The organism is Halorientalis salina, from assembly GCF_005049285.1.
Classification (GTDB): domain Archaea; phylum Halobacteriota; class Halobacteria; order Halobacteriales; family Haloarculaceae; genus Halorientalis; species Halorientalis salina.
In genome coordinates, this window is sequence record NZ_SOSC01000017.1 from 25,247 (window position 1) to 40,642 (window position 15,396).

The 15,396-nt window shown below is 55.9% G+C and carries 11 protein-coding genes; 6 read left to right on the plus strand and 5 right to left on the minus strand.

The window, feature by feature from the left end; all coding sequences use genetic code 11:
- Positions 1 to 30: 30 nt before the first annotated feature.
- The 3 genes from E2481_RS17950 to E2481_RS17960 form a co-directional block, all read right to left on the minus strand.
- Positions 31 to 3,912, minus strand: a complete 3,882-nt coding sequence (locus tag E2481_RS17950) for an Eco57I restriction-modification methylase domain-containing protein (RefSeq protein ID WP_136718536.1) — start codon at positions 3,910 to 3,912, stop codon at positions 31 to 33.
- Positions 3,913 to 3,995: 83 nt separating this feature from the next.
- Positions 3,996 to 4,736, minus strand: coding sequence for a DUF6338 family protein (locus E2481_RS17955; protein ID WP_136718537.1), 741 nt, complete (start codon positions 4,734 to 4,736; stop codon positions 3,996 to 3,998).
- A gap of 12 nt (positions 4,737 to 4,748) precedes the next feature.
- On the minus strand, positions 4,749 to 5,129 hold the full coding sequence (locus E2481_RS17960; protein ID WP_136718538.1) for a hypothetical protein: 381 nt from the start codon (positions 5,127 to 5,129) through the stop codon (positions 4,749 to 4,751).
- A 216-nt stretch (positions 5,130 to 5,345) separates the two neighbouring features.
- Between E2481_RS17960 and E2481_RS17965 the strand changes: the two genes are divergently transcribed.
- The 4 genes from E2481_RS17965 (at position 5,346) to E2481_RS17980 (ending at position 11,673) form a co-directional block, all read left to right on the plus strand.
- Complete coding sequence (locus E2481_RS17965) at positions 5,346 to 7,931, plus strand: PD-(D/E)XK nuclease family protein (protein WP_136718539.1); 2,586 nt, start codon at positions 5,346 to 5,348, stop codon at positions 7,929 to 7,931.
- Positions 7,928 to 10,777 carry a UvrD-helicase domain-containing protein gene (locus tag E2481_RS17970; RefSeq protein WP_136718540.1) on the plus strand — a complete coding sequence of 950 codons (2,850 nt, stop codon included), beginning with the start codon at positions 7,928 to 7,930 and terminating at the stop codon, positions 10,775 to 10,777. The genes E2481_RS17965 and E2481_RS17970 overlap by 4 nt, the downstream gene beginning before the upstream one ends.
- A gap of 37 nt (positions 10,778 to 10,814) precedes the next feature.
- Positions 10,815 to 11,249 (plus strand): TRAM domain-containing protein, encoded by a 435-nt coding sequence (locus tag E2481_RS17975; RefSeq protein ID WP_136718541.1) that lies wholly within the window; start codon positions 10,815 to 10,817, stop codon positions 11,247 to 11,249.
- A 151-nt stretch (positions 11,250 to 11,400) separates the two neighbouring features.
- Complete coding sequence (locus E2481_RS17980) at positions 11,401 to 11,673, plus strand: hypothetical protein (RefSeq protein WP_136718542.1); 273 nt, start codon at positions 11,401 to 11,403, stop codon at positions 11,671 to 11,673.
- An 86-nt stretch (positions 11,674 to 11,759) separates the two neighbouring features.
- Here E2481_RS17980 and E2481_RS17985 read toward each other — a convergent pair whose 3' ends face one another.
- Together E2481_RS17985 and E2481_RS17990 are read right to left on the minus strand one after the other, a co-directional pair.
- Positions 11,760 to 12,455 (minus strand): nucleotidyltransferase family protein, encoded by a 696-nt coding sequence (locus tag E2481_RS17985; RefSeq protein WP_136718543.1) that lies wholly within the window; start codon positions 12,453 to 12,455, stop codon positions 11,760 to 11,762.
- Positions 12,452 to 13,126: an RNA polymerase subunit sigma-70 gene (locus E2481_RS17990; RefSeq protein ID WP_136718544.1), complete on the minus strand. Its 675-nt coding sequence runs from the start codon at positions 13,124 to 13,126 to the stop codon at positions 12,452 to 12,454. Before E2481_RS17990 ends, E2481_RS17985 begins: the two co-directional genes overlap by 4 nt.
- A gap of 494 nt (positions 13,127 to 13,620) precedes the next feature.
- Here E2481_RS17990 and E2481_RS17995 point away from each other — a divergent pair, with 494 nt between their 5' ends.
- Both E2481_RS17995 and E2481_RS18000 read left to right on the plus strand, forming a co-directional pair.
- Positions 13,621 to 14,493, plus strand: coding sequence for a ParA family protein (locus E2481_RS17995; RefSeq protein WP_136718545.1), 873 nt, complete (start codon positions 13,621 to 13,623; stop codon positions 14,491 to 14,493).
- Positions 14,486 to 14,971, plus strand: coding sequence for a hypothetical protein (locus E2481_RS18000; RefSeq protein ID WP_004594450.1), 486 nt, complete (start codon positions 14,486 to 14,488; stop codon positions 14,969 to 14,971). The genes E2481_RS17995 and E2481_RS18000 overlap by 8 nt, the downstream gene beginning before the upstream one ends.
- Positions 14,972 to 15,396: the final 425 nt, after the last annotated feature.

Below are 15,396 nucleotides of genomic sequence, written 5' to 3' on the forward strand. Positions count from 1 at the left end.
TAAGGGGGTTAGACCTCCGAACGTTCGGAGCTACGAATGTTCGGCGGTCGGCGCCGTCTCAGCCAACTCCTCAAACTTCTCGAACACAGATTCAAAGTATTCGTCTGTCATCAAGCGCGGACTATTCACCTTATAGAAGTCTTCAAGCACAAACTCAGTCTCAGCCGAATTCAGCCCATACGCGTGGAACGCGGCCGCATCAATCTCTGCCTGCAATTCTTGGCGCTCGTCAACGTCGGTTACTGGGTCACCCCCGCCAAGACGTTCACGCAGATCGGCAAACTCCTCACCGTAGCAGTTCAGCCGGGCAGCACGCGTCCAGATGTACTCGAACCATTCATCGCCAGCGGTCAACCGGGGAACCTGCGTCTCCTTGAACGTGTACTGGTAGATCTCCTTGTTCACCTTGGTACGCATAATGAAGTCGAATGGGATACTGTTCAACAAGCCTGTTGCTGCCATCATCTCCTCATCCGTGAACGCTGGTTCATATACTGGCCACAATGGTGATTCCGCCAGATCATCCTTTGACGGATTAATTTCGAACGGCCGGATCGTGTAGATCGAGTGAAGGTTGATGATGCCCGGCGGGATGACCGTCGCAATGAACGTCCTCTCGTTGGTGGCGTTCGTGATAAACCGGTATATGATCCGGTAATCGGTGCAGTCCAGTTTCACGTCATCCTCTGAGAGCGGTTCGCCACGGTGCTTTTTCAGCAGGTCGTCAACAAACTGTACCTGGGACTGGCTCGTTTCATCCCCGCCGAAGGCGTAGTACAGAGACCGTTTGAGATTACCGAGGTTCTTCTCCCGGACGCGCTGCTTGGCGCTTTTGACGGTGTCTGTATCGTCCTCCACGCTCCAGTATTCGATGTCTTCGATATCGTCAAGGATTGAATCGTTGTGGATGAACTGGTAGATGTTCTTGCCCTGGTACACGGGGTAGTCGCCGATATCTTCTGAGTCGGTGATGCGGTCGTTGTCAGGGCCTTTCTTGATCTCGTAGTACGGGTCAGAGTTCCAGGCTCCGTCTATCCGGTCGCCGACAGACGGGTGTTGAACCACATTGCTGATCACCCCGAGCTCTTCTTCGGTCCGTATTATCGGGAACAACCGGACCTCCGGTGAGTACTCAGCGAGCACCTCTTTCGGGATTTTGAACGTGTGTTCCCCGATGTTGTTCAGGATGCTGACGTCGTGTTGCCGTGAGATCCCGTTCAGATAATCGGTTTCCCCGGTGTTCTGGAATGTGAGCAGCCGGAAGACGTACTGGTCGTGCAGCCCGTCGAAGATTCCCTTGTTCTCAAATCCGACTAGTGACTGCACGGAGGTATTATTCAGTAGGTGCATCCGGAGATCCTTCCCCATCGCGTTGTTGAAGATGATGTCCGGCAGGACCTGTGCGACATAGCCGCCGTCGTGAACGAGATCGTAGATCCGTTCGAGGAACAACGCGGCGAGATTGTTCGCGATAGGCTGTTTTCTGCCGTCGATTTCGGGTTGCTGGTATTCGTATTCCGTGCTGTGTTTGAAGTAGTCTCCCAGCTGGGCTACCCGGGACTGGTAGGTTTCCCACTCGTTTTTGATGTCCTCGTCCTCCAGGAGTTCTTTTTGGCGCTCGTCCATCCCGTGAGTAGGCAGGCTGCGGAACACGGGGTCGTATTTGACGAAGAATTCTTTGCGATCGCTTTTGATTTCGTCCCACGGCGGGTTCCCTACGACGACGTCGAACCCCTCGTCAGCGAAGACTTCTGCGAACTCCAGCACCCAGTGGAAGGTATCGTGAGCCCGAACGTCCTCGTCGGTGACGTTCTCGGTGAAGGCGCGGAACTGGTCGACGGTTTTGTTGTCCAGATCGGAGCGGTACTCCTTCAGCAGGTCTTTCGCGTTTTGGCGGTGCTCCTCTGCCTTTTCAGGGAATGCGCTGCTTTCTTGGTACGCGTTGATCTCGTCGATGATGTCCTTGTATCGGCGCTCGACGCTGTCGTCCGACCAGTTTTCGAATGTGTATTCCCCGTCATCGGTTTCATCCGGGAACCCGAGGTACCCGATCAGGCTGTTGCCTTGGCGGATGTTGAACACGATATTGGGCAGCGCGAGTTCCTCTTGACTGAGTGAATCTAGATCGTCTTCCTGGAGTTCAGCTATGATTGAGAGCCACAGGCGGAGCTTTGTGATCTCAATACCGGAGTCCATGATGTCGACCCCGTACATATTGTTCTGGACGGTGGTCGTTTTCAGGCGGTGGCGGCTGGGGTGTGACCCCATCTGGGCGTAGAGGGCTTGCCGGGTGTTGACGATTTCTTCGACGACGGAGGTGAGGAAGTGGCCACTGCCGCAGGCAGGGTCGACCACGTAAAACTCGTTGAGCTCGTCAAGCAACCCCGTGATCAGGTCTTTGTTCTCTGTGAGTGCGTCGATAAGGTCATATAATTGGTCGTAGTGATCAAGTTCTGCTTGGCGCCATCCCCACTCCTCCTGTAAGTGAGTCTTGAACAATTCCAGCAGGGCGGGGCGAACGGTTTCTTCGGCGCAGAAGCGGGTGATCTCGCTGGGGGTGTAGTAGGCGCCGAGTTCCTTGTTTTTGTTCTTATCGTCGATTGTGATGTAGTTGATCGTCTTTTCGAACACGTTGCCCAGGACGCTGGGGTCAATATCTGTGGGACCGCCATCTGCGGAGAACTGGTACCGCTCAAGTAGTTCTATAATGGACATCAAGACGCTGTCCCGGACGTTAAATTCGCGCTCGTCCAGTTCATCGGAGCCGTTCAGCTCCGGGCGGAACAGGCCGCCGTTCAGATACGGGATACCCTCGAAGGGATCGATCTGGTCTATTTGGGACTCGCGGTTCTCGGGCTTGACGTTGAACACGTCATAGAACAGTGGTTCGAGGAAGGTCTGGTAGAAGGTTTGCGGGTACATCCCGTCGTCGTAGACCTGCTTGAGCGTGTTCAACAGGTCGGGGCGGACGATCTTCTTGTCTTCAAGGAATTTGACAAAGATCATCCGATTCATGAGATGGACTGAGAACAGGCGGACATCATCACCGCTGGCCTGTTCCGGGGGTATGATGCCCCCGCCTACGAGGCTTCTTGATCGGCGTTCTTCGTCGTCTTCTGCGCCGATACCGAACACGAGGCGGACGTAGTCATCGTAGAACTCGTCCGTGATTGCTTCTTGTTTCTCTTTGATGACCTCACGGGCGTCCGTGATGATCGAGACGAAGTTGTCGAATGCAAATGTCCGTATCAGGTCCTCGACTAGTGCCTCTTCCTCATCGTTGAGCGCCTCAGCCGGCGGCCGGTTCTCTCCGACCGTGTTCTCGAACAGCTTGAGAAACACCGGTTGCAGGTCCACGTGCTCGATCGTGTTGTGGGTGTAGCTGTCTGGGTCGTACCGGATGAAGATCCAGCGGATACCGTCAGTTGCGAACCCGAAATCGGTCTGGAACTCGCGTTGGCTGAGCCAGCTTTTGACCTGGTCGACGCCGTGTCCGCGCGTGTTGGTCAGTGATTTGTTGATCGGTTCGGCCTCGATGAGGAGACGTGTGGAATCAACGTTCTCGACATCTCGAAGGGAGACCGCATAGTCGGCTTGTTCTCCGCGTTTATCGGAGAGGTCGCCTGCCTCCCACCCGTAGTTTTGGTGTCCGAGCGCGTCTAGGAATGGTTCTATGATGACGCCTTGTGTGAGGGGTTCGGGATCGAGAGCGTCTTTGGTGAAGTCTCCTCGGAGCTGGTAGGAGCCGGGCTCTGCCCGGAGCATGGACTCGAGGGTATCGTCTTTGATCTGGTCGCGAAGGCGGGATATCGCGTCGGAGATCGCGTTGATAACTGCTGATTTTTCCGCCTCAGTTATTTCAGTCTCAAATTCAGATATATCGAATTGTGTCTGATGGCCCTTAGCAGACATTGGTGTTGATCAGAACGATTAGTGCTGGGGTAATGAATTCCCACGCTTCTTCATTCACTTCCCTTGGGTTTGCTCGCGGGGACCTACTCTGTGTCAGGATCGGGTTGGTTGCCAGAATCCCTGGGATCGATCCAACTCTCTCTAGGATCGAGCCAGCTCCCAAACGCAACCATCCCACCCCAGACCCGTTCCCGGATCGAGAGGATCTGGTCGGTCTTCAACACGGTGATGCGCTGGATATCATCATTCAGGAAGAGCTGTTCCGGCCCACCGACCGGCTCGAACTCCTGTTCCTTCTCGTTGTACCGGTGCGGGTCGGTGATACGGAGCTCCTTCTGGCGGTTGACACGGCTCCACCCGGAGACATCGCCGATATACAACTGGTCGTCACTGGTCTTGACCATCACCTGGTCGGCGTGTTTGAGGTAATCCTCCCACGGCTGGCGCCGTGAGTACGACACCTGCATCTTCGCCTGAATGATGCCCCGTATGATACCCGGAAGATCGATGAGGATGGCAGAAGCGTACAGCACGCCGACGAACAGAGATACCGCGAAGATGACGAGGATGTACCCGATACGGAACGCGGGATTGAACAGGATGCCCTGGAACTGCGAGTACGAGGTAATAGGCTCGACGAAGATCTGGTACGCGCCGATAAACAGGGCGTCGATCAAGAGGCTGGACACGAGGCTCCAGACGAGCAGGACAAACTGTTTGATGTCGTCCTCGATCGCGGCCAGCGAAACGGCGGTCATCACCGCGACGAAGCCTGGGGCTATGAGGACGGCGTAGAAGATCGCGTTACCCGGAAGGCTGGCCATTCGTGTTCCAGGTTATTCGCTGCTCTCAGAGCTACTGGATGTGTCGGATTGGTCTCCGCTAGAGTTCGAGGGTGCATCAGGGTCAACGCTGCTGGGGATCGATACTTCGTCGGCTGAGGGAACCTCATTGCCACCGGACGGTTTCTTGTCAGCACTTTTCTCGTGGGTTTCCCAGTCCGAGCTGCTCGTGTCTTTTATGCCAGCATTCTCGCGACGTTTGGTCTCGCGTTTGCCGGATTTTTGAGCGCTGTTGGCGGCTTGATAGCGTTCGCCATCAGCACGCCGGTTTTTGTTGGCGGCAAGTGCGTCACGGCCGCTGTCGCCGGAGGACGTGTCGTTCGAAGAATCGTTGCTAGAATCGTTGCTAGAATCGTTGCCTGAATCGTCACTCATACACGGATTTATGGGCGCTGGATACACTAAAACCGTCGCCAAGCACGGTGGATGTATAATCGGCTGACTGTTCGCGTGTGAGGATCCGTTAGCACTGGAGCCTGATGGCCGTGTATTCAACCTCGATCCCCGCGCTGTCTGCGGATTCAACAGAGCCGATCAGAGGGTATGGTATTCTAACAAAGATTTAACCGACATCGCTGACTGTCTCTGTGCGTGCCATTTCCTCGCGCCAAATCGCTATGCCAACTCTACGAAGAGGTTCAACCGTACGACCGGGTGATCACCCCGGACGGGCCGCTCGCGAGTGCCCTCAACCGCCACCTCGATCGGCCACATCTTGGTCCGTTTGCCATCCCACCACGTCGCCTCGCGGTCGGTCGCCGCCAAGAGTCTGAGGACCGCCTTGCATTTCTCGGCATGATCGCCAACGAGGACATTTCCTGGAAACGGTGCGCCTACGCTGTCGGTAACATCCTCCAGTGTTGGGAACACCAAGGGTCACACGACGCTATCTTCGAGTACGACGCCTATGTCGACGACGCCACCGAACGCGCCGTCGATCGAATTTCTGCGCTCGAGACACCCTCGATGAAGCTCACGAACGAGACCATCAGTCCGGACCTTGATGTGGCTGTCGTCGAACCTGAAATGCTTACCCAACTCGAACGATCGTATCTGCCTGCCGAGTACGATACGGTCGATCTGTTTACTGACACGGAGTTCGCACTCCCCCCGTTCCGAATTCATGACTCGCCGACGGCGATCGTTGAGGCGGTCGTCGATTCAGTCTCCGACGCAAACGCTGACAACGTCGGGATAGTTCTCGATCAGGAAAGCGAGTACTCGCCGCTTATCGAGTCCGCGCTCGAAGCGGCCGACATCCCGTTTTTCGGCGGACCAGGCTTCACTGATCGCAGCGACCACCGCTTGTTCCTCCATTTCCTTCGGACTGCCCACCGCGGGACTGATACCCGAGTAAGCGAGATTCGGTCGCTGTTAACGGCCCTCGATTGCGGAGTCGATGACTGCGACGCAGACAAGCGACTGCACGAACTCGACGATGAAGAGCTCTCGTGGTTGATCGATTTCTGTCACGATGTCCAGGAGCACACGTTCTTGGACGCACTCTCCGCGTTTGAACGCCGCTTCGACGACACGCTTGATGCCTTTCGCGCGGAACTGGAGACACTCGCCATCGCCGACGAGCCCGTCACAGAAGAGCGAGTTGACGAGTTGTCGTTCTATCTGCAAACCTATGAGGTACCCGTCGAACGAGAGAACGAAGGTGTACTACTTGCCGACGCTAAGTCGGCGTCGTACGTAGGGCGCGAGGTTGTCTTCTACCTGGGCCTCGACGACCGGTGGACACATTCGGCACCGCGACGTCCGTGGGTTGATCAAGACGCCCAGTTCACGCGGAATCTCAAGAGCTTCCAGTTGCTGTTACAGAGCGGGAGTCAGCAACACTATCTCGTTCAAGACGCGACCGGCGGATCACCTGTCACGCCGTGTCTGTACTTCGAAGAGCTACTCGAGGCGGAGTACGATCGGTTCTCTGATTTACCTTCAACGAAGCATCAGTTCGAATCCGCAGCAAAAGCCGGTGATAGATTCGAGAACGAATCGGTAGACGTGTCTTATGATCCGATCGAGACAATCAGCAAATCGAGTCTCAACACGTACGTGAACTCACCGAGGGATTATTACTTCAGTCGGATCGTCGATGCCCCGGAGAAAGCACATCTCACTGAGGGGACCCTGCTCCATGACTTCGCAGAATTCTATGTTAACCACCCGGATGCCGTCGACGAGGAGACACTCACAAAGATCGTTGACCTCTTACTCGATGAAGTCCGCCCGCTGATCCGCTCCGTCGATGAACGGACCCGTCGCACAGAATACCGAGCGAGTCTCGAAACGATCGTCTCGTATCTCGATGCAAACCAGCCGACTGACGGGGCGTTTCTCACGCCATCCAGCGGCGGTGACAACGCCATCGCTGCCCACTTTGGCCGGGACGTCGATGCTCCCGTGACTGAACGCCAGTTTACTGACAAGGAACTGGGAATCAACGGAATGATCGACCTCGTGGAGTCGCCGACGGCGCTCCTTGATTACAAGAGTGGCAGCGAGAAGAGTGCCGCCTCGATCGTCAAACACGGCGCGATCAACGAGCCGACAGACGAACCGGACTTTCAGGCGTTGCTCTATCTCACCTATTGGCGATCACAGACACCGAGTGAGCAGCTCTCGTTCACGTTCTTCTACGTCACTGAACTTGTCGACGACGTGATCGCTGGCGATGTTGCCCTCGACGACGCACTGACCACAGTGACATACTCCCCGGAATCACTTACAAAGCACGTTCAACGTGAGGAATTCTTCGAGTATCTCCGCGAGGAGGGCGCGCAAAAGTGCCAGAAGATTCTCTCCAAGATCGACTACCAGACGTACGCCGCCCTCTTCGATGCTGCACCCTTCGTTGAGACGACAGACAGCGACGAGCTCATCGAGTCGGAGTTCGGCCAGACGATGATCGAGCGGCTCGAAGCCGAAATTGGCCCGTACAACTACGTGACAACGGGAAGCAAGCAGGTCATGCGGAAGATCGCTGACAGACAGAAGGGTGCGTTTTTCGAAAGTGACCTTGATGCGTTCGAATCGTTTGTCGACGAGCGACTGACGGAGCTCAACCGGCGCCGTGCCGGCGACGAACCGTTCCCGATCGAAGGGCTTGCTGGCGAGCCGAATTACCGGCGGGTGGACAACCGGGACCTACTCTTGGAGGGCGAGCGATGAGCGGTGTCGAACCGAACCCGGGGCAACGCGAACTCATCGAGGCCATCGACGGACTGTACCTCGTTGACGCGGGTGCCGGCACGGGAAAGACGTTCACCGTCACTCGCCGGTACGCGAACATCGTTGAACAGGAGGGGGTGGACCCGTCCGACATCCTGTTGGTGACCTTCACGAACAACGCGGCCGAGGAGATGCGTGAACGGATCGTGCGCCACAGCAAGTACGGAATGCGCGAGCTGTCGAACGCGCCGATCCAGACGTTCCACTCGCTGGCACACGATATCCTCGACGAGCACGGGCACGACGCGCCGACGTATCTCGGACTCGAGGAGACGATCACTGGATCGACGCGCATCATCGAAGACGACATCATCGAACAGGCGCTGTTTCGCGAGTTCATCGGCCAGTTCATCGACAATCGTCCGGAGGATGACGAGTTCTTCACAGCGCTTTCGGAGACGACGGAGCTGCTCGATTTGATCAAGGAACTATCCGCGAAGGGCGTGTTCCCTGTCGAGGACGGCTGGTACCGGGACGGCGAGTCACACCTTGACGGCGACTTCGAGGCGTTCGAGACGCTGTTTGCCGACCGAAACCAACCTCGGAACGGCGGGAGCAAGCAATCGAAGCTCAAAGAGAAGCTCAACAGGTATGGCAAGGACAAGACGTACCTCCCGGAGGCGCCCGCAAAATGGGAGATCCGGGGCGATGGCAAGCAGGTCCCGCTGGACGTTGCCGAATGTGTCTTTGAGGACGACCGAACAGCACTCAAGCAGTTCGTCCACGACGTCTATCACTCCTACCTCGAGTTCGCGCTCCGGCGGAACTACCTGAACTTCGGATTCCTTCAGCTGTTTGCGTTCGTGCTCCTGTGTGAAGACCACGACCTCCGGGAGCATCTGGGGTACGAGTACGTGATGGTCGACGAGTTCCAGGACTCCAGTGAGATCCAGTTCAAGCTCATGCTCCTTCTGGCCGGCACGAACAACATCTGCGTCGTCGGCGACTGGAAACAGAGTATCTACAGTTTCCAGTACGCCGACGTCGACAACATCCGTGAGTTCGACGACCGACTCCAACGATTCGCTGAGGAGCTGAACCGAGACGCTGATCGAGTCACCTTCCCGACGACCCCGGTTGACGGCAAGCAACTGACGCGGAACTACCGGTCGACGCAGTCAATCTTGGACTTCTCTACGCACGCGCTGACATCCCCTGCGACGAAAAGCGAGTCACTTGATGTGGAGACTATCTCCGAGAAACTCACCCCTCTAAACGCCGATACGGACCGAAACGACAGTCACATCGAGGCGCTCACGAGCGAGGACGAACACGAGGCGATCCTCGCGAAGATCGACGCGATCGTCGACAACGACGCCTACGCCGTCGAAGGTGATGACGGCACGTATCGCGCTCCGGAATACGGCGACATCGCTGTCTTGACGCGTACCCGTGATTTCGGTCGAGATCTGCTCGATACGGCAAGCAATTTCGGTCTGCCGATGGCCTACGAGGGCGGGATCGAGGTCTACCGGACCGACGCCGCGAAGCTGCTGTTAGCGTGGCTACGAATTCTGGAACGCGACGCCGACCGGGGCTGGACGCTCGTCCTCGAGGAGGCCGGCTACACAATCGACGAGGCTGACGCGATCATAGACCGGGAGGCGTATCCCGAGTCGATGGTTGCCTTCCGAGAGAATCTCCGTGAGATGGAGACGTTTGGCGGCGTCGCTCGGCGTGTGTTCGACCGGTACGGTCGAAGCGGTCCGACCGCGGATGTCGTTCTCGACACTATCCAGTCGGTTCACGGGAAGACGACATTCACCCGGGGAGAGTTGATTCGGTTCATCGAGGAGGCGATCGCGGACGGCAGTACACACGACGTCGACGTCGGGGCTGGGACGAACGCGGTGACTGTCCAAACGATCCACGCGACGAAAGGGCTCGAATACCCGATCGTCATCCTCGCAAATATGAACGCTAACAAATTCCCGTCCTCCGGTGGCAGCGGAAGCGATATCGCCTACACCGACCCGATTGGCCTCCGTCAGCGGAAGGTGTACTCAGAGGACGCACACAACGTCCCACACGTCTACGACAACTGGAAGACAGACGTTCTCAATCGCTGCCTCCCACAGAACTACGACGAGGAGCGTCGGCTCCTCTATGTGGCTGTCACGCGCGCTGAGAGCCACCTCGTCCTGACTGGCGGTACTGACCCGAATTCGTTCCTCGATGCACTCCCCGTTGATGTCGAAGATGTCGACCCCGACCTATCTGCGTTCGACCCAGAACCCCGCGATCATTCGACGTACACGGTCGATATTCCGGAGCCTGATGGACCGGCAAGCTACTCACCACACACCTTCATCGATGACGCAGTCTTCGAAGGGAATACCGGCGGCCGGGGAATGGAGTTCGGGTCAGACGTCCACGAGTTTGCGGAACGGTATGTTCTCGGTGAAGCAGTCGAAACCGGCGATAACCCTGACAAGGAGCACGTGATGGCGTTATTCGACTCACTCGATGGTGAGACGAGAGCCGAGATCGATGCGTTCCTTCCACTTACCGTCGACGGCGAGAAGGTAACGATCGGCGGCATCATCGACTTGCTCCACGTGACATCTGACCGTATTGAGATCATTGACTACAAAACCGATCTCACAACGCACGCAGAAGATGAATACCGGAAACAGCTCAGTATCTACTACCATGTCGTCGCTGACAAATATCCCGATCGGCCGGTCACTGCGTCTATTTTCTACACCGATGATGGCACTCGTCACAATATTACCCCTCTCGATAAGGCGGCTCTTCGAGAGCTAGTGCTAACACATAGTGTTTAAATTACTTATCTCGTGGATACTGAGCACTAGAAACTCAATGGTCGAAATTCCCAGCTCCCTTCGCTCTCTGTTCAGTGCTCCAATTAAAGTGCAGGATGGGACGTACATAGTGGAGGTACCTTCGAATGAAATCGACTATGAAGCGTTATCAGCTGACGAAACGTATCGCGTAGCGATTCTGGAATCTTCTGTCTCGACGGAGTCGTCAGTACAACAGGAGTCACAGAGACCCCCTTCTCGTGAGACTGCGAGCCATTCTTCCTCCGGACCTCCCGTGGAGGAAGGCGAAGTACGTGATGTGACTATCGAGACAGTCGGCGATCAGGGCGATGGTATCGCAAAAGTCGAACGTGGCTACGTCGTGATCGTTCCCGGCGCTCAACCCGGCGACGAGCCAACCGTCGAAGTTGAACAAGTTCAGAAGAATGTCGCGTTTGCGAGCATCGTCGATAACGATCCGCGGGCGGTCTAACTGTTCTCTCTGAGCCAGCTTCCTTCTCGGTAAACCATCGGTGTGAGAAGGCTCCGTTCAAGTTTGTCTGATTGAGATGATTCTAAAAGTCACGTCACGCCCTTTCCGTTCGTTCTTGATGGCACAACCTTCCAAAGCCGAAATTCAATCTATGACAAAGGAACCTATTGAGGTACTCGACGACCTGGCCGACCAGGTCGTCGATGAGTTCGAGGCGTATAGACAGCCGGACGAGTTCAAGGATGTCTCGCTCGTGATTGAGAACAGCGATGAGGAGCATCCGACGCTGATCGTCCACGTCGATAGGGAGGATGCGGAGTCCCTTGCCGACCGTATCGATGAGTTCCTCCGCGAGCACGGTGCTCGGACTGAACGGGAACAACATTCAGAGACGGACGTCCGTGTGTTAGCGACGGTCGACTGACACCGCCCCTCCAATTTTTTTTGACTGACTGCAAGCACCGCTGAAGGGCCTTATCTTCACTTCTGGTCAAGGGAGTCCCGACCGATTCAGCTCAGGTGGTCAATCTGTGCAGACAGATACTCTTGGAGAGCGGTGACCGTTTCTTCTGAGACAGCTGAGGCCCCGAAGTCACTCCGAAATCCGTGCTTGAGTTCGTCGCTCTCCAAGATATCCAGTCCACGCTCAAGTTGCTCCCGTAGGGCATTGTCGTCCCCTCGCCGCAGATGGGGCGTGACAGCGTTGAGGTCGATCTCTTCAGCCACTGCCAGGACGTCTCGGAGGTCCGTTTCTCGGCCACTGTGGAGCTTTGCCGCCACGAGGACGGCCCCATCGATGACTCTGGCCGTCGTCGTCACTGTGCCTCCGCTCACCTCCTGTTGGTGGCTGTGGTCGTACAGGTAGTCGAACGACCACTGTGCCTCCGTCTGGCGACACCCGAGTCCGTTCACCAGGAGATCGAAGCCGATCGGCTGCTGCGGCGTGAGCCGCTTCTCGTACTCGATTACTTCGGTGTCGTAGAACCATTCTTTGGCGTGGCTGTCCGTTTTCTCGAATCCCCGCTGTTCGAGGAACTCGACGAAGTCAGCTTTGGAATCCGGCGCGACGACGATATCGAGGTCCGTGGAGAAGCGAGCATTGAAGGCTGAGACAGCGTAGCCGCCAACAAGAACGTACTCGTGGCCCTCTTTGGTGAGCTCTTCGAGCAGTTCGATGAGCGCGTCACTTCGGTTGTTGAAGCTCATGGCTGCGCCCGTTCGGTCTCTCGATACGTGACGCCGAGGTCGAGGTCCTCGTACATCCGATCGAGCATCGCCAGCGCCGACTGGAACTGGGCGTAGTTCTCGCGCATGTACTCGATCGTCTCTGCTCTCGGTATCACCGGGTACCCCTCGACGTATTCGATGTCGAGTGACGGGCGTGGCTCGAGGACCATCTGTAGCGGTCCGTTAAGCTCGTCTCGGGGCTGTCGTTCGAATGCGGTCGGGAGGTCGAACGATTCGAAAAACGTCTCCCAGGCGTCGACGTCCTGCTCACGAACAGCGAGGAATAGTGGATAGTCGTTGGGCTCGCGACCGACCTGGTAGCCGCCCTGAGTCCACACGTAGACGGCGTCGATTCGCGTGAATGCGAACGGCCAGTCACTGAACTGTGGGATGACGTACGTTTCCTCGATGGAGGGTGGACTGACGCCGGCGCTGGCAGCGACGAGATCGAGCGCTGCGTCGCGTACGCGCTCGTCGACTACAGTGAGGCCGTCGTCATAGGAAACGTAGCCTGCGTCTTCCAGCCGATTGACGGCCTGTCTCACCGTCTCGTACGGTGTGTGGAGGTGTTGGGCGACACGGCGGATGGAGTCATCACTCTCGATGGTGAGGATGACCTGCGCCGCGGTGTCGTCGAGTACCTCATACATCTGGTGGTTACCAATAATCTGGTAACAGTTAAAAGTCTTACTAGAGGGCGGGGTAGAATGGCTCTGTCTGAGTTCTATCACTCAGGACTCTCCCATTGAATGACTGAAGAATGTAGATCTCATAGCCAATCTGCATAATGTGGATAATGTAGATAATGCAAATTGGGCTTCTTCAATTGGTTAGTGTGGGTGGCAAAGATCGCGATGAATACGTATGAAATGCTGATAATCTAAATTATGTAGATTGCGTAGGGTCGACGGTGATTATGCCAATTGAGATTGTGCCAACAATCTACGTAATGTACAAAATGTAGATTGTGTAGATGGCGTACGCAATCTGTCTGACACAGAATTAAGATGGACGAGCTTCATTAACCGCGTATGACCAGTGTAAAACGTACATTATCGACAAAACTCGCGCAACCTTCAACATCTGCCCAATGCACATCACCTACAAAATGTACAAAATCCGCTTCTTACGGGGGTGCTGAGCTATGAGTGCTGACGAGTTTGAAGGGCTCCCCGGAGCAGCTGTCTCGTTGCTCAAGGGAGGGGTAGGGAAATCCACGATCGCGCTCAACATCGCCGATCGACTCGCTGCTCGTGGCCATGAGACGGTACTATTGGATCTGGATAAGGACGGGCACATGACGACCCAGTTGGGATACGACGATGCGTACGACCGAGATGCGAACCTCGGTGACGCCCTTATCGATGGTGAGGACCCCGAAGACCTGCTTATCGAGACGGACTTCGGCGTTCACCTACTCCCGTCGAGTAACGAGCTCGAGAACGTCGAGACGAGGCTGAAGGACGAACGGTTCGCAGACGTGAAGCTTCGACGGAACGTTGTCGATCCGCTCATTCAAAACGGATACGACTACGTGATAATTGATGCCGCAGGCGGCCGTGGGAAACTCTCCGACAACGCCCTCATCGCCGTCCAGCGCGTCATAATCCCGCTAATCCCGCGTGCTGGCTCGATCAACGGCCTCAATAAGATGATTGAACGCCAGATCTCCCCAATCCGGCAGAATATCGGGTTGGATATCCTCGCAGTCACTCCGAATATGATTCGCGAAACAATGGGACAACGCAACGAGCATCGGACTCTCGTTGAAAATCTCAACCGGGAGTTCGGTTCATTCGTCCCCGAGTACGCTCGTGTGGATCCGGAGATGTTCGATGCCCTTGATGATTCGGGACGCACCATCGATAGTATTCCGAAGCCAGGGATTCGCGAACGGACCGCGATTTCTCGCGCGTTCAAGCAAGGAATGCCGGTCTCGGAGTTCGACGAAGATTGCGACCAGATCCCGAATTTCGACCACTTAGCGGACCTCGTGGAGGAACACAGCCATGCCTAATGAGGACGACCGTTTCGGGGACGTCGCTGAACAGCTCAAACAAACGGAGGAAGGAGCCGAATCGGATGACGACGAACGTACTGACACCCAGGATGAACCGCAACCGGATGAAGAGATAATTCCTGAGGACACAGAGTCGGAGACTGAGTCCATTCCTGAGCAGGATGAGGAGGATGTGGACGAATCCACCGGTGGACCGGCCTTCTCCTTTGATGAGACCGATATGCACGGCTTCTATGTCCGGGAGGACACGTGGAATGGCGTCACCCGGATGCGATCATCGGTAACTGCTGCGTGCTCTATGTTTGATGTTCCCGAATTTGAGGGAAGAGAGTTTCAAGATGCGTGTCTCCGGGTAATTGCGGACCACGGTGATGAGGTCGCCCTCCAGATCCTCCGGGAGCGTGGTATCGAAGCCGATGAGGAACGTGTTCAGGAAGTTGTGGAGATGCTGAGCGAGCAAGCTACGAACGACTAACATTGGATTTGGGTGATTTCCCTCACCATTCAGATTTCGTGCGCATTGTACATTATGCAGATTGTGTAGCAAGCCATCTGCTTGCAGTCTCGCGATTATTCTCGGAACCGGGTCCGGACGGCGGTCGCGCAGAAGTTGAGACTGGAGCTCTCAATGCATACGCATTCAGCACACATAATCCCGAACGTGGATTTTACTTCAGACAGTTTCGTCGATGTACTCGTCTTTCTAGCGCACTGATTCGGGATTCAAATCGGTGGTGTTGAGGCTACACCGAGGGTCTAAGATGATTCTACAGCATTCGTCTTTAGCTAAGCCTCACACCTCGGTTGCGTAGCGGTAGCGAGCGTCTCCTGTAAGATCGGTCGTTGCTTGTGGATCTTCTGTGCATCGTCGATCAGCCGCTCCAACAGCGGAGGTGGCGA

Bases quoted from the DNA above. Each gene is read 5' to 3' on its own strand.
- E2481_RS17960 (WP_136718538.1), bottom strand. From the start codon at position 5,129: ATGAGTGACGATTCAGGCAACGATTCTAGCAACGATTCTAGCAACGAT.
- E2481_RS17970 (WP_136718540.1), top strand. From the start codon at position 7,928: ATGAGCGGTGTCGAACCGAACCCGGGGCAACGCGAACTCATCGAGGCC.
- E2481_RS17985 (WP_136718543.1), bottom strand. From the start codon at position 12,455: ATGAGCTTCAACAACCGAAGTGACGCGCTCATCGAACTGCTCGAAGAG.
- E2481_RS17995 (WP_136718545.1), top strand. From the start codon at position 13,621: ATGAGTGCTGACGAGTTTGAAGGGCTCCCCGGAGCAGCTGTCTCGTTG.
- E2481_RS17950 (WP_136718536.1), bottom strand. From the start codon at position 3,912: ATGTCTGCTAAGGGCCATCAGACACAATTCGATATATCTGAATTTGAG.
- E2481_RS18000 (WP_004594450.1), top strand. From the start codon at position 14,486: ATGCCTAATGAGGACGACCGTTTCGGGGACGTCGCTGAACAGCTCAAA.
- E2481_RS17955 (WP_136718537.1), bottom strand. From the start codon at position 4,736: ATGGCCAGCCTTCCGGGTAACGCGATCTTCTACGCCGTCCTCATAGCC.
- E2481_RS17980 (WP_136718542.1), top strand. From the start codon at position 11,401: ATGACAAAGGAACCTATTGAGGTACTCGACGACCTGGCCGACCAGGTC.
- E2481_RS17990 (WP_136718544.1), bottom strand. From the start codon at position 13,126: ATGTATGAGGTACTCGACGACACCGCGGCGCAGGTCATCCTCACCATC.
- E2481_RS17975 (WP_136718541.1), top strand. From the start codon at position 10,815: ATGGTCGAAATTCCCAGCTCCCTTCGCTCTCTGTTCAGTGCTCCAATT.